This is a genomic window from Cryobacterium lactosi (assembly GCF_004403945.1).
Classification (GTDB): Bacteria; Actinomycetota; Actinomycetes; order Actinomycetales; family Microbacteriaceae; genus Cryobacterium; species Cryobacterium lactosi.
Map to the genome: position 1 here is coordinate 187,732 of NZ_SOHM01000031.1, position 20,305 is coordinate 208,036.

The 20,305-nt window shown below is 65.8% G+C and carries 20 protein-coding genes; all 20 read left to right on the top strand.

Going from position 1 to position 20,305, the window contains the following annotated elements:
• The first annotated feature begins 31 nt into the window (after positions 1 to 31).
• Complete coding sequence (locus E3T61_RS14575) at positions 32 to 1,084, top strand: zinc-binding dehydrogenase (protein ID WP_198418701.1); 1,053 nt, start codon at positions 32 to 34, stop codon at positions 1,082 to 1,084.
• A 156-nt stretch (positions 1,085 to 1,240) separates the two neighbouring features.
• Positions 1,241 to 2,302, top strand: a complete 1,062-nt coding sequence (locus E3T61_RS14580) for a LacI family DNA-binding transcriptional regulator (protein ID WP_134641561.1) — start codon at positions 1,241 to 1,243, stop codon at positions 2,300 to 2,302.
• A complete protein-coding gene (locus E3T61_RS14585) occupies positions 2,299 to 3,918 on the top strand; it encodes an FAD-dependent oxidoreductase (protein WP_255455688.1) in 1,620 nt (539 codons plus the stop codon). The genes E3T61_RS14580 and E3T61_RS14585 overlap by 4 nt, the downstream gene beginning before the upstream one ends.
• Before the next feature lie 130 nt (positions 3,919 to 4,048).
• Positions 4,049 to 5,218 (top strand): ABC transporter substrate-binding protein, encoded by a 1,170-nt coding sequence (locus E3T61_RS14590; protein ID WP_241992587.1) that lies wholly within the window; start codon positions 4,049 to 4,051, stop codon positions 5,216 to 5,218.
• A gap of 7 nt (positions 5,219 to 5,225) precedes the next feature.
• The gene (locus tag E3T61_RS14595) at positions 5,226 to 6,167 is read left to right on the top strand and encodes a carbohydrate ABC transporter permease (protein ID WP_241992588.1); all 942 of its coding nucleotides are present in this window, start codon (positions 5,226 to 5,228) and stop codon (positions 6,165 to 6,167) included.
• Positions 6,157 to 7,107 (top strand): carbohydrate ABC transporter permease, encoded by a 951-nt coding sequence (locus tag E3T61_RS14600; protein WP_134641564.1) that lies wholly within the window; start codon positions 6,157 to 6,159, stop codon positions 7,105 to 7,107. The genes E3T61_RS14595 and E3T61_RS14600 overlap by 11 nt, the downstream gene beginning before the upstream one ends.
• 100 nt (positions 7,108 to 7,207) lie before the next feature.
• Positions 7,208 to 7,588: an ArsR/SmtB family transcription factor gene (locus E3T61_RS14605; protein ID WP_134641565.1), complete on the top strand. Its 381-nt coding sequence runs from the start codon at positions 7,208 to 7,210 to the stop codon at positions 7,586 to 7,588.
• An 11-nt stretch (positions 7,589 to 7,599) separates the two neighbouring features.
• On the top strand, positions 7,600 to 8,253 hold the full coding sequence (locus E3T61_RS14610) for an SRPBCC domain-containing protein (RefSeq protein WP_338145531.1): 654 nt from the start codon (positions 7,600 to 7,602) through the stop codon (positions 8,251 to 8,253).
• 79 nt (positions 8,254 to 8,332) lie between these two features.
• Positions 8,333 to 9,277: a MurR/RpiR family transcriptional regulator gene (locus E3T61_RS14615; RefSeq protein ID WP_198418702.1), complete on the top strand. Its 945-nt coding sequence runs from the start codon at positions 8,333 to 8,335 to the stop codon at positions 9,275 to 9,277.
• Positions 9,274 to 10,203, top strand: coding sequence for an N-acetylmuramic acid 6-phosphate etherase (gene murQ, locus E3T61_RS14620; protein ID WP_134641566.1), 930 nt, complete (start codon positions 9,274 to 9,276; stop codon positions 10,201 to 10,203). Before E3T61_RS14615 ends, murQ begins: the two co-directional genes overlap by 4 nt.
• A gap of 63 nt (positions 10,204 to 10,266) precedes the next feature.
• Positions 10,267 to 10,728 carry a PTS sugar transporter subunit IIA gene (locus tag E3T61_RS14625; RefSeq protein WP_134641567.1) on the top strand — a complete coding sequence of 154 codons (462 nt, stop codon included), beginning with the start codon at positions 10,267 to 10,269 and terminating at the stop codon, positions 10,726 to 10,728.
• A gap of 20 nt (positions 10,729 to 10,748) precedes the next feature.
• Complete coding sequence (locus E3T61_RS14630) at positions 10,749 to 12,332, top strand: PTS transporter subunit EIIC (RefSeq protein ID WP_241992589.1); 1,584 nt, start codon at positions 10,749 to 10,751, stop codon at positions 12,330 to 12,332.
• Between the two features lie 43 nt (positions 12,333 to 12,375).
• Entirely contained in the window at positions 12,376 to 13,812 is a 1,437-nt protein-coding gene (locus E3T61_RS14635; RefSeq protein WP_134641569.1) for a class I adenylate-forming enzyme family protein, read from the top strand.
• On the top strand, positions 13,793 to 15,007 hold the full coding sequence (locus tag E3T61_RS14640) for a thiolase family protein (RefSeq protein ID WP_134641570.1): 1,215 nt from the start codon (positions 13,793 to 13,795) through the stop codon (positions 15,005 to 15,007). Before E3T61_RS14635 ends, E3T61_RS14640 begins: the two co-directional genes overlap by 20 nt.
• Before the next feature lie 163 nt (positions 15,008 to 15,170).
• The gene (locus E3T61_RS14645; protein WP_134641571.1) at positions 15,171 to 15,863 is read left to right on the top strand and encodes an N-acetylmannosamine-6-phosphate 2-epimerase; all 693 of its coding nucleotides are present in this window, start codon (positions 15,171 to 15,173) and stop codon (positions 15,861 to 15,863) included.
• Positions 15,864 to 15,941: 78 nt separating this feature from the next.
• On the top strand, positions 15,942 to 17,483 hold the full coding sequence (locus E3T61_RS14650) for a PTS transporter subunit EIIC (protein ID WP_134641572.1): 1,542 nt from the start codon (positions 15,942 to 15,944) through the stop codon (positions 17,481 to 17,483).
• 15 nt (positions 17,484 to 17,498) lie between these two features.
• Positions 17,499 to 17,969 carry a PTS sugar transporter subunit IIA gene (locus E3T61_RS14655; RefSeq protein WP_134641573.1) on the top strand — a complete coding sequence of 157 codons (471 nt, stop codon included), beginning with the start codon at positions 17,499 to 17,501 and terminating at the stop codon, positions 17,967 to 17,969.
• A 10-nt stretch (positions 17,970 to 17,979) separates the two neighbouring features.
• The gene (locus E3T61_RS14660) at positions 17,980 to 18,852 is read left to right on the top strand and encodes a PRD domain-containing protein (protein ID WP_134641574.1); all 873 of its coding nucleotides are present in this window, start codon (positions 17,980 to 17,982) and stop codon (positions 18,850 to 18,852) included.
• Between the two features lie 69 nt (positions 18,853 to 18,921).
• On the top strand, positions 18,922 to 19,278 hold the full coding sequence (locus tag E3T61_RS14665; protein WP_134641575.1) for an ArsR/SmtB family transcription factor: 357 nt from the start codon (positions 18,922 to 18,924) through the stop codon (positions 19,276 to 19,278).
• A 22-nt stretch (positions 19,279 to 19,300) separates the two neighbouring features.
• Positions 19,301 to 20,281: an SRPBCC family protein gene (locus E3T61_RS14670; protein ID WP_134641576.1), complete on the top strand. Its 981-nt coding sequence runs from the start codon at positions 19,301 to 19,303 to the stop codon at positions 20,279 to 20,281.
• Positions 20,282 to 20,305 lie beyond the last annotated feature (24 nt).

A 20,305-nucleotide genomic window follows, 5' to 3' on the forward strand; every position in this document is an offset into this window, starting at 1 on the left:
CGGGCGCCTGTGACCCTGACAGGCTGGAACGATGACAAACGTGATGACGGCAGCCGTGTTGACCAAATTCGGTGGCCCCGAAGTCGTGGAACTGCACCACGACTGGCCGTGTCCTCGCCCGCAGAACAACCAGGTCCTGGTGAAAGTGTCTGCGGCAGCGGTGAACAACACAGACATCTGGACCCGGCAGGGCGCCTACGGATTGCCCGAGGATCCCGCAGCTCAGGCCGGCTGGCTGGGCACCTTTGATTTTCCGCGAATCCAGGGTGGAGACATCGTGGGTGTCGTCGCCCTGGTGGGGGCCGGTGTGACCGAAGACATGATGGGTCGACGGGTGCTGGTGGACCCCGCCCTGTACGGCTCCGAGGACGACAACGCGTCACCGGTGGGGTACCTGGGAAGCGAGGCCGACGGCGGGTTCGCGCAGTACGTGGCCGTGGACGCCTCGCATGCCCACGACGTGCAGGACTCGCCACTGTCAGACGAGCAGCTGGCGTGTCTGCCCGTCGCCTTCGGCACAGCGATCGGGATGCTCGAACGTGCGCGGGTGCAGGGCGGCGAGACCGTGCTGGTGACAGGGGCATCCGGGGGAGTGGGCCTCGCCCTGGTGCAGCTGGCCGCGGCGCGCGGCGCGCGGGTGCTGGCGATCACGAGTGGCTCCAAAGAGGATGCCGTACTCGCGAACGGGGCAGCTCGAGTCTTCAACCGGGACTCAGCCGACATCCAGGCCGAGATTGCCGCCGCCTCGCCCGGCGGACTGGACGTTGTTGCGGACATCGCGGGCGGACCGGGAGTCTCGGCCCTGATGCCCCTGCTTCGGGACAACGGTCGATGGGTCATCGCCGGTGCCGTTGCGGGGCCGGTGATCGAATTCGACCTTCGACGTCTGTATCTGCACAATGTGCAACTGATCGGATCCTCGATGCACACCCGTGTTCATTTCCGACGTCTTGTCGAGTTGGCCCGCCGTGGGGACGTGCGCCCCCAGGTCAGCGGCACGTTTGCTCTGACCGAGATTGCGGAGGCCCACAGGGAGTTCTCCGCACGACGACACATCGGCAAGATTGTCATCCTGCCGCGCTGAGCGCGCTCTGTACGCTCTCGGTACGGCACGCTCTCGAAGTATTTTCTCGGAACTGTTGCGCTAATACGTATAACCAGTTAGCTTTTCGAAAGCACGGTAATACGCATTAGCAGTTGCCCGTGGCAACGTCTCACCGCCGAGAAAGAGAATCCTGCAATGTCGCACACAAAGTCGCAACGAGTCACCCAGCGCACCATCGCTGAGCTGGCCGGCGTGAGTCAGGCCACGGTCTCGCTCGTTCTCAACGGCAAAGCAGATTCGACCTCGCGGATTCCGGAGGCAACACGCCGACGAGTGCTCGACGCGATCGCCGAAACGACCTATGTGGCGGACCCCGCCGCACGAAGCCTCGCCGGCGTCGGCAACGACCTCGTTGGCATCTTCACCTACGAGCCGGCCTTCCCGCAGGAAACCTCGGACTTCTACGCGCCCTTGCTGATGGGCATCGAAACCACTGCAGAGTCGCTCGGTGTGGACCTGCTGATGTTCACCAGCGCGCCCATAGTCGATGGGCGCCGCCAGCTCTTCCACGAGAAGAACCGCCTGCGACTCGCCGACGGATGCCTGCTGCTCGGCCAGAAGATGGACACCGGAGAACTCAACCGCCTCGTCGACTCCGGCTATCCCTTCGTGGCTATCGGCCGACGGGACGATCCCGCTGGGCGCATCCCATACGTCGGTGTCGACTACGCGAATGCCACGTCGACCCTCGCGGAACTCGCCCTTGCCCGAGGACACACTCGGTTCTATTCACTGCACGTGCCGACCGATGCCGAGTCCACCCGCGACCGCCAGTCCGGATTGGTGCGCGTGCTCGACGAGGCCCGAGTCGAGTTGACCAGCGCAACCACCGACGGCTCCGACCTCGAGGCCGCGTGGCGAGCCATCCGAAAAGCTCAGCCCACGGTGCTGATCGTCGAGGACGCCACCCATGCCCACCGCCTCGTCGATATCGCTGTCGCGGACGGCGTCGATGTCCCGAACGACCTATCGATTGTGGTGCTCGGCGAGCGCACTCGTCCCAGCGAACGCGGCCTCGACTTCACCCGGCTCGCCGCTCCGCGGCCGCAGCTCGGCTCGAATGCGATCACCCTCCTGCACCAGATCATGAACGGCTCATCCGATGCCGTTGAACCACTACCGCACCGGCAACTGCTCGAGTGCGTCATCATCGAGGGCGCCACACTGGGCGCCCCGAGAATCGGGAGCAATCTGTGAACCGCACGTCTCTCAGCACCGAAGTTCTCGTGGTCGGCGGTGGCATGGGCGGCGTCTCCGCAGCCCTCGCTGCGCTACGCGGCGGCAAGCGCGTCATCCTCACCGAGGAATACCAGTGGCTCGGCGGGCAGCTCACCAGCCAGGCCGTGCCGATGGACGAGCACACCTGGGTGGAGCAGTTCGGGGTGACGGCGTCGTACCGGGAGCTACGTGAAGGCATCCGCGACTACTACCGCGACAACTACCCTCTACTCCAGAAGGTGAAAGACCGCGCCGATCTCAACCCGGGTGCCGGCCTCGTCAGCCGACTGTGCGCCGAACCTCGGGTGGCCGTCGCCGTCATCGACGCCCTGTTCGCGCGGTACCTCGGATCACAGCAGCTCACCATCATCAAGTCCGTCGTGCCCCTTTCGGCCGAGGTCGACGGCACCCGGGTGACCTCGGTGACGCTCGCCTCCCTCACCGGTGACACCGAGACGACGATCACCGCCGACTACGTGCTCGACGCCACCGAACTCGGCGACCTGCTGCCCCTGACCGGTGCCGAGTACGTCACGGGCACCGAGGGCCGCGACGAGACAGGCGAGCCCAGCGCACCCGAGGTCGGCGACGCCGAGAACGTGCAGGCCCTGTCCTGGTGCTTCGTACTCGACCACGTCGACGGCGAAGACCACACCATCCAGAAGCCCGCGAGCTATGACTACTGGCGCAACTACGCCCCCGAATTCTGGGGCGCGCCACTTCTGAGCCTGACGGCACCGCACCCGCGCACGCTCGAGATCGTCACCCGGTCGTTCAACCCTCTCGTCAACGACGACCCGACGACGCAGCTCGCCGACCAGCGTGCCGGCGGTGGCGATGAGGAACTGTGGGTCTTCCGTCGCATCCTGGCCAAGGGCAACCTCACTGCCGGTCACCTGCAGGGTGACCTCGTACTCGTGAACTGGCCCATGATCGACTACCTCGACGGCAACATCATCGATGCGGATGCCGCCTCGCGGGCGCGCCACCTGGAAGCCTCCCGCCAGCTCAGCTACTCCTTCTTCTACTGGCTGCAAACTGAAGCGCCCCGCCCCGACGGCGGGACCGGCTGGCCGGGGTTGCGGTTGCGCGGCGACATCACCGGTACCGAGGACGGACTCGCCATGGCACCCTACATCCGTGAGTCGCGCCGCATCCGTGCCGAGTACACCGTCGTCGAAGGTGACCTGTCGATCGCTGCCCGCGGACATGGCCGCCCGGCCACGTATCCCGACACCGTCGGGGTCGGGATGTACCGCATCGACCTGCACCCGTCAACGGGTGGGGACAACTACATCGACGTCGCTTCGGCGCCGTTTGAGATTCCGCTCGGAGCGATGATCCCGGTTCGCCTGGACAACCTCCTCCCCGCGGGTAAGAACGTCGGCACCACCCACATCACCAACGGGGCCTTCAGGCTCCACCCGGTGGAGTGGAACATCGGCGAGGCAGCGGGCTGGCTAGCGGCCTTCTGCCTGGACCACGCGGTGGATCCCCGCGTGGTCCGCAACACACCTCGGTTGCTCGAGGAATTCCAATCCCTTCTCACAACCCGGGGTGTCGAGCTGCACTGGCCCGACGTCACCGGCTACTAACCAAGGAGAACCGCTCATGAGATCAGCAAAGATGCTGACCGCCGTAGGTCTGCTAGCAGGGACATCACTTCTGCTCGCCGGGTGCGCGTCATCAACCCCGGCAGCAGAGCCTAAGAACGTCGAATTGCGCATGACCGTCTGGACAGCGAACGAAGACCAGCTCGCCCTGTTCGACGACATCGCGGACCAATACATCGCAGAACACCCGGAGGTGAAATCCATCACCTTCGAGCCGCTCCCGTTCGAGGACTACACCACAACACTCACAACGCAGGTGGCCGGCGGCAAAGCGCCCGACCTGGCCTGGATCCTCGAGAACGCAGCACTTGACTTCGTCGACAGTGGAGCTCTCGCACCGATCCAGGACACCCTGGAAAAGACCGACGGCTACGAGTTCGATGACCTCAGCGACGCGGCGACGGCGCTCTGGCAGAAGGACGGCGAGCTCATCGCCTATCCATTCTCCACGTCGCCGTTCGTGATGTTCGCCAACGATGACCTCCTCCGCGCGGCAGGCCAGCCGACGGCTGCGGAACTGCAGGCCGCCGGCAAATGGAACTGGGAGGGCATCTCCGAAGTCGGAGCGGCCGTCAACGCGGCGACCGGCAAGGCAGGTTTTGTCGTGCGGGACTTCGACTACACCTCCTGGGACAACCTCGCGTCGGTGTGGATGGGGTGGGGAGCCGAACCGTGGGGTGATGACGGAGCCTCCTGCGAATTCGACTCACCGGAGATGGTGGACGCGTTCACTTTCCTCCACGAGGCCGCGTTCGACAAGAAGTCGATGCCCGGCCCGGGCACGACGGCCGATTTCTTCGCCGGGGAATCGGCATTCACCGTCACGCAGATTTCGCGGGCATCCGTTCTGCCTGACTCCGGATTCGCCTGGGACCTCCTGCCCCTGCCTGAGGGCCCAGAAGGCGAGTACTCGATGGTCGGCCAGGCTGGGATCGGCGTGATGGCGACAGGCAAGAACGCTCCCGTCGCCGCCGACTTCCTCGCGTTCTTCAGCAACCCGGAGAATTCGAAGAAGCTCGCCCAGTGGTTCCCGCCGGCTCGAACATCACAACTCTCGACCGAGACCCTCGCCGCAGCAAACCCGGTCCTCAGCGCCGATCAGATCGAAAACGTCGTCATCCCGGGCATCGAGACCGGAGTGGTCCGCCCCGGCCACACCGACTCCGCCAAGGTCGGCCAGACCGTGCGCGCCGCACTTGACGCGATCTGGACCCCTGATGCCGACATCGAAGAATCCCTCATCGGTGTGTGCGACGCCGTCGAGCCGCTTCTGGGGAAGTAAGCACGTCGTGACCACTCTCATCAAGTCACCGGTGGGGCGGGCTTCGGCTCGCCCCGGCGGTCGCCGCCCCCTCACTCACCTGCAGCGTGATGCGCTGGCCGGCTACCTGTTCGTCGCACCACAGGTGCTCGGCATCGCAGCCTTCGTGCTCGTGCCTCTCGCGCTGGTCATCTACTTCAGCTTTCACGAATGGAACGTGCTCGCGAACACCTTCACCTTCGTGGGTGTGGCGAACTTCGAGCGGTTCCTCGCCGACCCGCAGGTCGCTCCCGTCATGCGGACAACCGGGATCTTCTCTGTCGCCCTGGTCTTCTTCAACATCTCCCTGGCCCTGCTGCTGGCGGTGATGCTCAACCGTTCTCTCGCCGGAATCACCTTTTTCCGCACCCTCTTCTTCTCTCCGGTTGTCGTCTCCCTCGTGGCCTGGACGATCGTGTGGGGATTCCTGTTCCAGGACAACGGCGGCGTCAACGGCGCGCTCGAACTGGTCGGTGTGGACGGCCCGAACTGGCTTCGTGAAGGGCCAACGGCCATGGTCGCCGTGGTCATCGTGCAGGTCTTCAAGAACGTCGGACTCAACATGGTGTTGTTTCTGGCCGCGCTCCAGGGGGTGCCGCAGGAACTCCAGGAAGCGGCACGTATGGACGGCGCCGGCCCGCGCACGATCTTCACCCGAATCGTCATGCCACTGATCTCGCCCACCATCCTGCTCACCTTCATCATCACCATCGTCGGTTCGCTGCAGGTGTTCGCGCAGATCGCCGTGCTCACGCAGGGCGGCCCAGGCATCTCGACCACTGTGCTCGTGTATTACCTGTTCCAGCAGGCCTTCCTGTTCGGAGAATTCGGCTACGGCTCCGTGCTCTCCCTCGTCCTATTCCTCATCGTGCTCGTGCTGACGGTTGTGCAGTGGCAGCTCCGCAAGAAGTGGGTGTTTTATGAGAACTGACTCGGCAATCGAAACCCGCCCGGCAGAGACGCTGGGCCAAGGGGCCTCGGCGCCCGACCCCCACACGGTGGCAGGGCGCGCGGCCATCCTGAAGAAGAACAGTGACCGGTCCCGGACCGGGCGACGCGTGCTCTTCTACCTGGCGCTCGCGGTGATGTCCATTCCATTCGTGATGCCCACCTGGTGGATGATCATCTCGTCGCTCAAACCGATCAGCGAGATCTTCGCCTCGCCGCCCACGCTGTGGCCGGCGAACCCCACCTTCGACGGCTACGTCAAAGCCTTCGAGATGCAGCCATTCGCTCAGCAGTACTTCAATTCGCTCTACATCTCCGTGCTCGTCACCGCCGGAACCATGCTGATCGCCTCGCTCGCCGGATACGCCTTCGCCCGCATCCGTTTCCCCGGACAGAACGCGCTGTTCATGGTCGTGCTGGTCGGGCTTCTCATCCCCAGTGAGGTCACGATCGTGCCGTTGTTCCAGATTTTCAACACCATGGGCCTGATCAACACGCACTGGCCGATCCTGCTCGTGTCGACCTTCGGGGCGCCCAGCGTGCTGGCGACATTCATCATGCGACAGTTCTTCCTGTCGCTGCCGATCGAACTCGAGGAGGCAGCCCGGCTCGACGGGCTTGGCCGGTTGCAGATCTGGTGGCGCATCGCGATGCCGCTTGCCGGCAGTGCCCTTGCGGCCGTGGCGATCTTCACCTTTCTCCACATCTGGAACCTCTACCTCGAACCGACCGTGTACCTGCAATCGCCCGAACTCTTCACCCTGCCGCAGGCGCTGACGCGCTACACGGATGCGTACGGCGGGCAACTCTGGAACGTTCAGCTGGCAGCGGCCACGATGACCGCGCTTCCAGTGCTGGTCGTCTTCGTCCTGGCGCAGAAGCAGTTCGTCGAGGGACTCGCCCAGAGCGGCCTCAAGGGCTGACCCGGGCAAGCCTCTCCGAGCGGGCACGTGGTCCCTCAGTCAGGGAGTGGCGGCTTGTATAAGGCTTGACTTATAGAAGCGACGGCGCGACCATGGGGTCATGCACGCATTCGATGTTCTCGGCGATCCGATCCGCCGGCGCATCCTCGAGGTGCTCGCGGATGGCGAAGGATCCGCCGGCGAACTCGGTCGCGTCATCCAGAGCGAATTCGGCATCTCGCAGCCCGCCGTGTCCCAGCACCTGCGCGTGCTCCGGGAGACCGGGTTTGCGACCGTGCGATCAGAAGGCGTGCGCCGGCTCTACGCGGTCAATCCGGCGCCACTGGCCCAGGCTGACGCGTGGTTCGACGCCTTCCGCCGATTCTGGGAGCCGAAGCTCGACGCGCTCGGCACCGAGCTGGCGCGCGGACGACTCACGCAAAAGAAGGACGCCGCGAAGGCATCCGCTCACGACGAAGAGACCCCGGAAACCCACGAATGAGGAGACGACTGATGGATGTGAACGCCCAGCTCAAGGCTGTAGCGCGCGGTATCGAGACGAAGGAGGTTGATGGTGTGCGCTCCTTCGTGCAAACTCTCGCTCAGACCTACCCGTCGTCGATCGACGATGTCTGGGACGCGGTGACGAGCGCTGAGCGCATCCCGCGCTGGTTCCTGCCGGTGAGCGGTGACCTGCGCCTCGGCGGGCACTACCAATTCGAGGGCAACGCCGGCGGGGAGATTCGCAGCTGCGCTCCGCCGAGCGCGGGCTCCGCCGGCTACTCGGTGACCTGGGGCAACGGCATGGGGGAGCCGGCGATCGTGAACGTGCGGCTCACCGCGGTGGATGCGTCCTCCACCCGCTTTGAGCTGGAGAACGTTGCCGCGGTCGACGCCATCCCCGAAGGCTTCTGGGAACAGTTCGGACCGTCCGCCACTGGTCTGGGCTGGGATTCGGGCTTGCTTGGCCTTGCGTCGTACTTCGGCGGAGGCGAAGGCGGTATCTCGCCCGAGGAGGGCCAAGCGTGGCTGGCCACCGACGAGGGCAAGTCATTTCTGCGCGGCTCGGCCGACGCGTGGGCGGCGGCACACATCCAGGATGGCGCAGCTCCCGAGGTGGCGAACGCCGGCGCAACGACGACCTACAACATGTACATCGGAATGTAACCTATTGACACGATGGGGCATGGGTGCGAAACTTTCTTACATGCGGCACCGCCGCAGTCGCACTGCATAGGAGGCTCCATTGGTATCCCAGGACGCTCAACCGCCGGGCCCTGGCGATGAGGCGATGGCCGGCCCCCAGCGCGAGCTTGCGGGACCGAATACGCCCAATGTGGTTGCCCGGCTCAGTGCGATGCTGCCTGGACTGACGCCGGCCGAGGCCCGGATCGGGCGGGTTCTGCTGTCTGACACGACGGGCGCATCCGCTCTGACGGTCAACGAACTCGCTGAGCGTGCCTCGACAAGCACCGCGAGTGTAATTCGCACCGCACGTCGCCTCGGATTCGACGGATACCCCCAACTCCGGCTCGCTCTAGCTGCACAGGGCGGCGCGAACCATGACAACGCCGTTCCGGTGGGAGCCGACATCGCGGACGGAGACGGCATCGGCGTGGTCCTGACCAAACTGGCGGCATTCGAGGCCGAGCAGCTCCGTGCCACTGCCGAACTGGTCGATCTCGTCGCCCTGGCGACGGTGATCGATCTTATCCGGAGTGCGCGCCGGATCGACGTCTACGGTATCGGCGCATCCGGGCTGGTCGCAGAGGACCTCACCGCGAAGCTGAACCGGGTGGGATTGTTCGCCAGGGCGTACACCGAGCACGACGCGGCGATGGTCAGCGCCTCTCTGCTGGGGCCCGACGACGTGGCCATCGGCGTGTCCCACGCCGGGGAGAACCCGGGCACTGTCGCGCCACTGCAGTCGGCCCGGTCGACCGGTGCGGGGACCGTGGCCATCACGGCCGCGACCCGGTCCCGATTGGCAGCGCAGGCACAACACGTTCTCGTGACTGCGGGTCGCGAATTCGGATTCCGTTCCGCAGCGATGGCCAGCCGCACCGGGCAACTCCTGCTCGTCGACGCCATCTTCGTCGGAGTTGCGCAATCGCTGCCTGCGGCCCGCGCCGCCCTCGAACGCACCTATGCCGCCGTCAGTTCCCATCCAGGACGAATACGGCAACCATGAACAGCTTCAACGACACCAGGGAGAGTGACGTGGGACTAGCCACACTGGGAACCGAGACCGCGAACGACCGCACCACAGACCTGGACACGATGTCGGTCGCCGACCTGCTCACCGTGATGAACCAGGAAGACCGAACCGTTCCGCTCGCGGTGGCGGCGGCCCTGCCGGCCATCGAGAACGCGGTGTATGCCATTGTGGCCGCGCGCCGCCGTGGCGGCAGGCTCATCTATTTGGGTGCCGGCACCAGCGGCCGACTCGGTGTGCTGGATGCCGTGGAGTGTCCACCAACGTTCGGCACCGACCCTGGAGAAGTCCTTGGTCTTATCGCGGGAGGTGAGCGGGCGTTCCTCCGTGCTGTGGAAGGCGCCGAAGACAATCCGGACTTCGCCGTGGCCGACCTGATCGCAGTCGGGCTCACCGTCGATGACGTGGTCGTCGGCATCGCCGCCAGCGGTCGCACCCCGTACGTCATCGGCGGTCTCGACCATGCCCGAAGCATTGGTGCGTCCACCGTCTCGGTCTCCTGCAACCTCGGTGCCGCGATCAGCCAGCACGCCGACGTCGCCATCGAGGTCGACACCGGACCGGAAGTGCTGACCGGTTCGACCCGTCTCAAAGCGGGCACGGCGCAGAAGCTGGTCTGCAACATGCTCTCCACCGCCAGCATGATCCGCACCGGCAAGGTCTTCCACAACCTGATGGTCGACGTGCAGCCCACCAACGCCAAATTGGTCGACCGGGCCCGGCGCATCGTCAGTGCGGCCACCGGGGTGGACGAGGACACGGCCGCCGCCGCAATCGATCAGGCCGGCGGACGCGCCAAGACCGCCGTGGTCATGCTGATTACCGACACCGATTTCGCCACCGCCAGCGCTCGCCTCGAAAACGCAGACGGCGACGTTCGCACCGCCATCACACTGAGCTGAGCCCCCGCGGCCGGCCACGATCGGTCAACAGTCACCCCGACCCCACTCCTAGGAGAATCTGCCATGCCCGAAAACATCCTCAGCCCCGTGCGCGGAACCGTGGTGCCGCTCGGCGACGTGCCCGACCCTGTTTTCGCCCAAGAAATCGTCGGCGGGGGACTGGCGCTTCAACCGTCGCGTCGTGCCGGCTCGGTGACCGCCGGCGCGCCGGTGAGCGGCACCATCGTTCAGATCCAACCGCATGCCTTCGTCATCCAGTCAACGGAAGGAACCGGGGTTCTGGTGCACCTCGGTATAGACACCGTCCGCCTGAACGGCGAGGGCTTCGAGGTGCTGGTGACCAAGGGTTCCACGGTGCAGGCCGGCGACCCCGTAGTCCGGTTCGACCAAGCGGTCATTGCCGCGCACGGCTACTCCGACATCTGCCTGGTCATCGTTCTCCAGAGTCCGCCTGGCTCGGTGCCCGCACCGACGGACACCCGGACCATCGACGCCGCCGAGGTGCTGTTCTCCTGGCCCAGTTGACGGACTCGTCCACTGCATGAATGAAACTATCTCTCCCGCGCAACGTGCGCATCTTGCTCGAAAGGAAAGCAGTCATGGCCGACTCCCGACTCATCGCAGACCAGTTGCTCGTTGGTTTGGGTGGCGCCGATAACATCATCGACGTCGAGAACTGTATGACCCGGCTGCGTGTCGGTGTCCGAGACCAGGACCTGGCTGATGTCGTAGCGCTGCGCGCGATCGACAACGTCATCGCCGCGTTGCCCGGTGAGAACTTCCAGATCGTACTGGGCCCTGGTCTGGTCGACCGAGTGGCCATCGATCTGGAGGCAGCTCGCGGCGCGGCACTGTCGGCGGACTCCGGTCCCTCGACTGCTGATCAGCTGGCCGACAAGGGCTCCGCCATCCGGCAGCAGAACAAGCAGCGCAACAACACCCCAGTCAAGAATGTGCTGAGACGCGTCTCCAATATCTTCGTGCCGCTGATCCCCGCACTGATCGCCTGCGGTCTCATCGCCGGGATCAACGGCATCCTGAGCAACCTGGCCACCAGCGGCTCAGTGCCGTGGCTTGCCAGCCTGTCGCCGATCTTCGGCGTCATGTCGAGCGGGTTCTTCGCGCTGCTCGCCGTGTTCGTCGCAATGAACGCGGCCAGAGAATTCGGCGGCACGCCCATCATCGGCGGTGTCATCGGCGGAATCATCGTCGCCCCCGGCGTCGTGAACATCGTCGTCTGGGGTCAGCAGCTGGCCCCCGGCCAGGGTGGCGTACTCGGTGCCATGGCGGCGGCCATCCTCGGCGCGTACATCGAACGGTGGGCCCGCAGGTGGTCGCCCGACGTACTCGCGTTGTTCATCGTGCCCACGCTGACGGTGGTGCTCACCGGCCTCGCCACTCTGTTCCTCCTGATGCCGGCCGCCGGCTGGGTGTCCGTACAGATCGGCATCGGCGCCACCGGGCTGCTGACCACGGCGGGCGCCTTCGCGGGCTTCGTTCTCGGCGGTCTGTTCCTGCCGCTGGTGATGACCGGCCTGCATCAGACTCTCACTCCCATTCACACCACGCTGATCGAACAGGTCGGCTACACGACCCTGCTGCCGGTCCTGGCCATGGGCGGAGCCGGTCAGATCGGTGCAGCGATCGCGGTGTTCTTCAGGCTCCGCCGCAACACGAGCATCGGACGCACCATCAAGGGCGCACTTCCGGCCGGCTTTCTCGGAGTCGGCGAACCGCTCATCTACGGCGTCACCCTTCCGCTGGGCCGGCCGTTCATCACCGCCTGCATCGGCGGCGCCTTCGGCGGCGCGGTCGTGGGACTGTTCGACCAGCTCGGCTACACCGTCGGCGCCATCGCCATCGGCGCCAGCGACCTGTCGCTGTTCCCCCTGCTCCAGGGTAGCCATGGTTGGGGTGTTGCCGCCCTGGGGTACGCGTCGGGCTTGATCGTCGCCTACGTCGTGGGGTTCGTCACCACCTGGTTCTTCGGGTTCTCCCGCGACCAGTTGATCAGCCTGAACAGTGACGACACGATCGATGCGGGACTGGTGCCAGCCGCCGACGTTGCGGCGACGGGAGGACCCGACGTCCGGGCCCCTGCGCTGGCCGATTCACGCGACCGTTCCTGAGGGGGCGACCGCACACCCGTGTCATGCGGTAGAAATAGGTGCAATGCCCATTCTCACCGCACTCCAGCACGGGGCCGAGGCGCAGCCCCTGCAGCTCGCCGTTGAGGTCGGCGACGACCGGCTCAGCTACGCGCAGTTGCGTGAGGCGGTGCTCGAACGGCTCGGCGGAAACCCGACCGGAACGCCCCTCCGGACCGGACCCACCCTCATCAGCCAGCCCAACGGTCTCGAGTTCGTGCTGCAGGTGCTCGCCGGCGTCGCCGGCACCGGGAGCGTCGCCGTCCTCGACCCGGGCTGGCCCCAGGAGCAACAGCTCGAGGTGACGGGCCGCCTGGGCCAACTGGAGCTCACGCCGGACGCACCAGGCACATCACCACCCCCTGGCGCTCTGGTTGATGGTCCGCCCGAGTCCACGTTCCTCTACGGCTTCACCTCGGGCACGACGGCGTTGCCGAAGGCGTTCAGTCGGACTCGACGCTCGTGGCAGCACTCGTTCCGACGCAGCGCCGAAATGTTCGGCCTCACCAGACACGACCGCACGCTCGCCCCTGGGCCGCTCAGCGCCAGCCTCAACCTCTACGCGCTGGCGGAATCCCTCCACGTCGGGGCGGCGTTTCACACACTGCCGGGCTTTGACGTTGCGGCGGCCCTGGCGAGCATCGAAAACCACGACATCACCCGGCTGGTGGCCGTTCCGGCCGTGCTTCGGCTGCTGGCCCAGCGCGGGCTCACGGCGAACCAAAGCTGCCCAGGAATCTCCTGCATCGTCAGCGGTGGGGCCAAGCTCGACCTCGACACCACCCGCCTGCTGCAGCGCTGGGCGCCTTCGGCGACCCTGGTCGCCTACTACGGAGCAGCAGAGCTCGGGTTCGTCTCCGCAACGGTCCTGGCCCCTGGCCAGGCGCCGCAGGCTGACGAGACGGCTGTTGGCCTGCCCTTTCCCGGCGTGCGCATCCGCATCGTCGACCAAGACAACGCGCCCGTTGTGACCGGCGTGGCCGGGACCATCCAGGTGGCCAGCGACCTGGTCTGTGACGGCTATCTCTGGGGAGACGACGGCGCCGCTTTCCAGCAGCACGGCGACTGGTGCACAGTGGGGGACCAGGGCTTTCTGGACACCGCCGGGGTGTTGCACCACTTGGGCCGCGGCCACGACATGATCGTGAGCGCGGGCAGCAACGTCTACCCGCAGGAGGTGGAGGCGGCGCTGCAGGCGCTGCCCGGGGTGCGGGCCGCGGTGGTGACCGGCCTGTCTGACCCCGGTCGTGGCCTCCGGCTGGTCGCCGCCGTGCTCGCCGACACCGACCTGGATGTCGCCGACCTGCGTGCCGCGAGCAGCGCTGTCCTGGCATCCCCGAAGCGACCGCACGACTATTACCGATTGCGCGAACTGCCCCTCACCGCTGCCGGCAAGGTCAGCCGCAGCGTCCTCCGCCGCTGGATCGACCAGGGAGACTCCCGTGCCATCCGACTTCACTGATCCCGCTGACAGGCCGACCACGGCTGACGATCGGCAGCCGGTGATCCTGCTCGGCCGGCGCACAGCGTTCGCCCGCCGCAACGGGGCACTGCGAACCGTCACCCAGGACAAACTGCTGGCGCCGGTGCTGGCGGCGGTGCTGGCCGACGGGGGACTGCCGGCGGCTGCGGTGGATGACGTGATCATCGGCAACGCGGTCGGCGGAGGTGGCAACGTGGCCAGGCTGGCTCTGCTCACGGCGGGCCTACCGGTCTCGGTGCCAGGGCAGACCATCGATCGCCAGTGCGGATCCGGACTCGAGGCCATCGTGCTGGCCTGCCGGCTGGTGCAGGCCGGCGCCGGCAGCCTCTATCTGGCCGGCGGGGTCGACAGCACAAGTACGGCGCCCCTTCGCGCCCATCGGCTCAGTTCCACGGCGGATGCGCCCGATTTCTATGACCGGGTGAGCTTTGCACCGCACGAGCTGGGCGACCCGGACATGGGCGTCGCCGCCGACACCGTCGCGGCGCGGTACGGCATCAGCCGCGATCGCCAGGATGCGTTCGCGCTGCGCAGCCATCACCTCGCGTCCGCTGCGATAGCGGCGGGCGCCTTCGACACCGAGATCGTGCCCGTGCAGACCCCGGCCGGGCCGGTCGCGGGCGACTCCGGTCCCCGGCCGGGACTGGCAGCGAGCTTGCTGGCGCGCTTTCCGGCCGCCTTCACGCCGGACGGCTCGGTGACCGCCGGGAACTCCTGCGCTGACGCCGATGGCGCGGTCGTGGTGGCGGTGACGAGCCGCGCCCGGGCCGACGCCTGGGGCGCCACCGGGTACCTGGCCTTTGTGGACGCGGTTCCGGCGGGCGTCGACCCCACCCTGCTCGGCATCGGGGGAGCAATGGCCGGCCGGGCGCTCTTCGCCCGCACCGGAATCACGGCCGGTGACCTCGGCCGGGTCGAGTTCACCGAAGCCTTCGCCGCCCAGGTGCTGGCCTCGCTCGACCTGATGGGCCTGCCGGCCGAGAACACCAATCGTCAGGGTGGGGCGCTGGCCCTCGGGCACCCCTATGGCGCCTCCGGGGCCTTGCTCGTGCTGCGGCTCCTGCAGCAGGCCCGCACCGCCGCGCCCGAGGGGGAATTGTCCTTGTCGGCGCTCAGTATCGCCGGCGGGCTCGGCCTGGCCGCGCTCTGGCGGTGGCAGACGCCGACGCGGTGATGGAGGTTCGCCTCGACGAACCGACGAAAACAATGTATGTTTCATAAACGCGATTAATTCGCCCCAGTCATCGGGATTGTAACTTACGGCAAAACTCGAGACGAAAGTCCACGCACTGCTCTGTGCCTGAACTTTTCCGTCTTCCAGTGACCGAGGTGCATCCATGACAAGCTCCATCCTCCTGAACCGCCTACGCGGCGGTCTCGTCGTCTCGTGTCAGGCGCTGCCTGGTGAACCGCTCTATGTCGAGCACGGTGGAGTGATGCCGCTACTGGCCGAGGCCGCGGCCCGAGCAGGTGCGGTGGCGATTCGCGCCAACTCCGCACGAGACGTCCGTGAGATCAAGGCAGCTGTCGGGCTTCCCGTGATCGCTCTGATCAAAAAGCAGTACCCCTCGTTCGAGCCCTACATCACGGCGACTATGGCCGAGGTGGACGAGCTCGTAGCTGCGGGCGCGGACATCGTGGCTCTGGATTGCACCGCCCGCGAGCGCGTCGACGGTCTGCGCCCCGCTACCTTCATTGCTCAAATTCGGGCCGAACACCCGGGTCTGGTCCTCATGGCGGACATCGCCACCTTCGATGAGGGCCTGGCGGCGGCAGACGCTGGAATCGATTTCGTGGGAACCACCCTCAGCGGCTACACGCCTCAGTCCCACGGGGCTGCCGCTCCGAATTTCGGTCTCGTCGAGCAGCTGGTGGCCGGGACTGCGGTGCCCGTCATCGCTGAGGGCCGAATCCGTACGCCGGCCCAAGCCCGCCAGATGATCCATCTCGGCGCCTTCTGCGTCGTGGTCGGCGGTGCCATCACCCGGCCGCTGGAAATCGCTTCGGAGTTCGTCGACGCTCTCGCCTGAACCACATTCTTCCGCGCCACACCTCACCCCTTCTTCCTGCGCGACCACGTCGTCGTGCCTGAAATGAGAGCAGTCATCATGTTCAAGCAATTCCAGAAAATCGGCAAGGCGTTCATGCTGCCGATCGCCATCCTGCCCGCCGCGGGGCTCCTGCTCGGCGTCGGCGGGGCGCTGTCCAATCCGAATACGGTCGTGGCCTTCCCTGCCCTGGACAATACGATTCTGCAGGGAATCTTCGGGGTCATGTCCGCCGCCGGAGCGACCATCTTCAACAACCTCGCCCTTCTGCTGTCGATCGGTCTCTGCATCGGCCTGGCTAAGCGGGACAAGGGCACCGCTGCTCTGGCCGGAATCGTCGGATACCTGGTCATGACCGCCACCATCACCGCCATGCTGGACATCTTCAAGCCCGGTGCCGAACCTGTCGACACCGGTGTCGTCGGCGCCCTCGTCATAGGTGCCACGGCCGTCTTCCTGCACAACCGCTACCGCAACATCGAATTGCCGGCCGTACTCGGATTCTTCGGTGGTTCCCGCTTCGTGCCGATCGTGACGGCGTTCGCCGCGATCTTCGTGGGCATCTTCTTCTTCCTCACCTGGCCGCCCATTCAGCAGGGAATGGTGTCCGCCGGCACGTGGATGGCCGGTCTCGGGCCCCTGGGCACGTTCTTCTACGGTTTCGGCATGCGCCTCAGCGGGGCCGTGGGCCTGCACCACATGATCTACCCCCTGTTCTGGTTCACCCCATTGGGCGGAACCGAACTGGTCAACGGAGTATCGGTGTCGGGCGCGCAGAAGATCTTCTTCGCCCAGCTGGCCGACCCGAACCACGTCGGCTTGTTCACTGAGGGCACCCGCTACTTCTCCGGCCGCTTCGCGACCATGATGTTCGGCCTTCCCGCAGCATGCCTCGCGATGTGGCACTGCATCCCCAAGGGTCGTCGCGCCAAGTACACGGGCCTGTTCCTCTCTGTTGCACTGACGTCGTTCATCACGGGCATCACCGAACCCATTGAGTTCATGTTCCTGTTCGTCGCACCCCTGCTCTACGTCTTCCATGCGTTCCTGGACGGCGTCTCCTTCTTCCTCGCCGATATCCTGGACATCCGTCTCGGCAACACCTTCTCCGGCGGTGCGATCGACTTCACGCTGTTCGGCATCCTGCAGGGCAACGACCAGACGAACTGGCTGCTCGTGCTGCCCATCGGCGCGGTCTGGTTCGCCCTGTACTACTTCTCTTTCCGCTTCGCTATCAAACGGTTCAAGATCGGCACTCCGGGCCACCTGGAGGACACCATCGGAGCCGTTGCGCCGGACGCCCAGGACGACCCCGCTCTCGTGCCGGCCACGATGGGCGGCGCGGGCCAGACCGTCATCCAGAAGGAAGCCGCCAAGGTTCTGGAAGCCCTCGGTGGTGCCGCCAACCTCGAAGAGGTGGATGCCTGCATCACCCGCCTGCGCGTGTCAGTGAAGGACCCGACGAAAGTCGACAAGCCGGCGCTGCGAAAGCTGGGTGCCACGGACGTGTTCGAGGTCCGCGGTGGGGTGCAGGCGGTCTACGGCGGCAAAGCCATTTTGTACAAGAGCGCAATCAATGAGAGCCTCGGCCTCGACGACTAAAGGAACACACACACCATGCTCAACCCATTCAAGAAGAAGAGCGAGTCCGTCTACAGCCCAGTGTCCGGGCGGATCGTCTCACTCGACGGAGTTCCGGACCCGGTCTTCGCCCAGCGCTCCGTCGGTGATGGTTTTGCCGTCATGCCCACGGACGGCTCCTTCCGCAGTCCTGTCGACGGTGAACTCGTCCTGGTGGCAACGACAGGACATGCCTTCGCCGTCCGCACCCACGAAGGAGCGGAGATCCTGGTCCACATCGGAATCGACACCGTCACCCTCAAGGGCGAAGGATTCACGGTGCATCGGCAGGCCGGTGAGACGGTCTCTCGCGGTGACGTCATTGTCAGTTGCGACGTGGAAGCCATGAAGTCCAAGGTGCCGTCCATGGTCACTCCCGTGCTGCTGACGAACGGGGCCAAATTCACTATGACCGCGCCGGACCTTTACGGCAACGGTGCAGCAGTGATCACGGTCCGCAAGAAATGAGGCGCGACTCATGGACCTGACGGGACCGGTGCCGGCCAGTATCAAACGGGTCTACAACAACAACGTCGTGCTCGCCGTCGAAGGGGACAGCACCGAGGTGGTGCTACTGGGCAAGGGAATCGGCTTTCAGCGCCGCCCCGGAGAATCCATTGACACGTCGTTGGCGGATCAGCGCTTCATGGCTGAGGGGCTCTACCGAGCCCCTCAGCTGGCCGGGCTGCTCAGCGACGCACCCTCCGAGCACATAGCGATAGCCCGCACGATCACCGAGCTTGGTCATGCCACGCTGGGGCTGGAGCCGCGCCAATCTCTGATGATCCCCGTCCTCGACCACCTCACGTTTGCCGTGCGTCGGGCGCACGAGGGCACTCACATTGACTTTCCGCTGCGGTGGGAGGTGGCCCAGCTCTATCCAGCAGAAGCCGCTTTGGGGCGACAGGTGGTGGCTTTGGTGAATGAGACGCTCAAGGTGGAGCTGCAGGATGACGAGTGGGTCGCGTTCGCGCTGCACTTTGTCAACCAACAGTGGACGAAGGGCGACTTTTCGAAGACCGTCGCCATGACGGAGACCATCAGCAGGGTGTTCCTGCGACTGTCGGAGCGGTGGGGCCGAGCGGTCGATGAGAACGCGAGCAGTGCGGCGCGTTTCGTGACGCATCTCCGTTACGTGTTCGCCAGGGCCGCGTCAGACACGCAACTGCAGACGTCCCGTGTGGACGTGCTCGGTGCCGTGAAGCTGGCCTATCCCGAGGCCGCCGAGGCCGCCGTGGATATCGGCGACCTGATCGGCCGGGCGATCAAGCGCGTCATCACAAACGACGAGATCTCCTATCTCGCCCTGCACACATCGCGGCTCTACGCCGAGATGAACGATCCACGCTGACCAGGAAACCATCGAGCCCATTCCAAGAGGGGTTGCGTGACGCGTCTCCGCCGAATATCATACAATCAAATGGTTGTATTAGAGCTTTCAGATCAGGACGTCAACCGCCTCTTCCGTGCCCTGGCGGATGCGACGCGGCGCGATATCGTGCGCCGCACGCTGGTCGCCGGTGTCACGGTGTCGCAGTTGGCGGAGTCCTACGCGATGTCGTTCGCGGCCGTGCAGAAACACGTTGCAGTTTTGGAGGAGGCGAGGCTCGTGACTAAAGAGCCACGTGGTCGTGAGCGGATGGTGCGGGGCAATCCCGATCGCATCCGCGAGGCGCAGCGCCTGCTCGACAGCTTCGAGGAGCTCTGGCGTTCGCGCATCGATCGTCTCGACGTTCTGCTTGCCGAAGACGACGAACCGGCTTCAACCGACACCTGACCGACTAACCGAAAGGAAGATCATGCCTGTCTCCTCCGTCGAGAAAGACCTCGACCAGCTCACGATCACGATCGTCGCCGACTTCACGGCGCCTCTCCGCCGGCTCTGGGATGCCTACACCGATCCGCGCCAGATCGAGCGGTTCTGGGGCCCGCCGACGTACCCGGCCAAGTTCTTCCGGCACGACGCCACCGCCGGCGGGCGCAGTGTGTACGCGATGACCGGACCAGAGGGGGACACCCACTACGGCTGCTGGGACTGGACCGCAGCCGACGCCCCCCATTCCTTCGAAGTCATCGACCAGTTCGCCGACGAGGCGGGCGTGCCGAACACCGACCTCCCGGCCACCCGGATGGACTTCGCCTTCGAAGAGACAAGCAGCGGCAGCCGCTTGACGACCACCTCGCACTTCGACTCGGTCGAGCAGATGCAGCAGCTGCTCGAGATGGGCATGCTCGAGGGCGCCAGCGAGGCCATGGCCCAGATCGACCAGGTCCTGGCCGATCTCGCGACTTTCGCTGCCGATCGCGGGGCCCAGGCGGAGATCCTCACCGACACCCAGGTGCGCGTGGCCCGGGTCATCCGCGGCAGCGTCGACCAGGTCTGGCGGGCCCACAACGACGCCGACCTGATGAAGCGGTGGCTGCTCGGACCGGACGGCTGGTCGATGCCGGTCTGCGAGATCGCGACCTCCGTCGGCGACTCGTACCGCTACGAGTGGCAGCGGGATGGCGGCGACGAGCGATTCGGCTTCACTGGGGAGCTGCTCGAGTCGGCGGCACCGCACCGCGCTGTCACGACCGAGGCGATGATCGGGATGGACTTCCCGGCCACGCTCAACGAGATGACCCTCACGGAAGTCGAGGGTGGCACCCTGCTCTCCCTCGTCATCACCTACGCCAACGCCGAGCAGCGCGACGCGGTGCTGGCCACCGGCATGACCGACGGCATGGAGACGAGCTACCAGCGCCTCGAGGGGCTGTTGCAGCCGGCTCGGGCGTAGTTCATCGGGCGTTGACTCCGGCGG

Excerpts from the sequence above, each read along its gene's own strand:
- E3T61_RS14575 (WP_198418701.1), top strand. The coding sequence starts at position 32 with ATGACAAACGTGATGACGGCAGCCGTGTTGACCAAATTCGGTGGCCCC.
- E3T61_RS14580 (WP_134641561.1), top strand. The coding sequence starts at position 1,241 with ATGTCGCACACAAAGTCGCAACGAGTCACCCAGCGCACCATCGCTGAG.
- E3T61_RS14590 (WP_241992587.1), top strand. The coding sequence starts at position 4,049 with ATGACCGTCTGGACAGCGAACGAAGACCAGCTCGCCCTGTTCGACGAC.
- E3T61_RS14600 (WP_134641564.1), top strand. The coding sequence starts at position 6,157 with ATGAGAACTGACTCGGCAATCGAAACCCGCCCGGCAGAGACGCTGGGC.
- E3T61_RS14605 (WP_134641565.1), top strand. The coding sequence starts at position 7,208 with ATGCACGCATTCGATGTTCTCGGCGATCCGATCCGCCGGCGCATCCTC.
- E3T61_RS14610 (WP_338145531.1), top strand. The coding sequence starts at position 7,600 with ATGGATGTGAACGCCCAGCTCAAGGCTGTAGCGCGCGGTATCGAGACG.
- murQ (WP_134641566.1), top strand. The coding sequence starts at position 9,274 with ATGAACAGCTTCAACGACACCAGGGAGAGTGACGTGGGACTAGCCACA.
- E3T61_RS14625 (WP_134641567.1), top strand. The coding sequence starts at position 10,267 with ATGCCCGAAAACATCCTCAGCCCCGTGCGCGGAACCGTGGTGCCGCTC.
- E3T61_RS14630 (WP_241992589.1), top strand. The coding sequence starts at position 10,749 with ATGAAACTATCTCTCCCGCGCAACGTGCGCATCTTGCTCGAAAGGAAA.
- E3T61_RS14635 (WP_134641569.1), top strand. The coding sequence starts at position 12,376 with ATGCCCATTCTCACCGCACTCCAGCACGGGGCCGAGGCGCAGCCCCTG.
- E3T61_RS14645 (WP_134641571.1), top strand. The coding sequence starts at position 15,171 with ATGACAAGCTCCATCCTCCTGAACCGCCTACGCGGCGGTCTCGTCGTC.
- E3T61_RS14650 (WP_134641572.1), top strand. The coding sequence starts at position 15,942 with ATGTTCAAGCAATTCCAGAAAATCGGCAAGGCGTTCATGCTGCCGATC.
- E3T61_RS14655 (WP_134641573.1), top strand. The coding sequence starts at position 17,499 with ATGCTCAACCCATTCAAGAAGAAGAGCGAGTCCGTCTACAGCCCAGTG.
- E3T61_RS14660 (WP_134641574.1), top strand. The coding sequence starts at position 17,980 with ATGGACCTGACGGGACCGGTGCCGGCCAGTATCAAACGGGTCTACAAC.
- E3T61_RS14665 (WP_134641575.1), top strand. The coding sequence starts at position 18,922 with ATGGTTGTATTAGAGCTTTCAGATCAGGACGTCAACCGCCTCTTCCGT.
- E3T61_RS14670 (WP_134641576.1), top strand. The coding sequence starts at position 19,301 with ATGCCTGTCTCCTCCGTCGAGAAAGACCTCGACCAGCTCACGATCACG.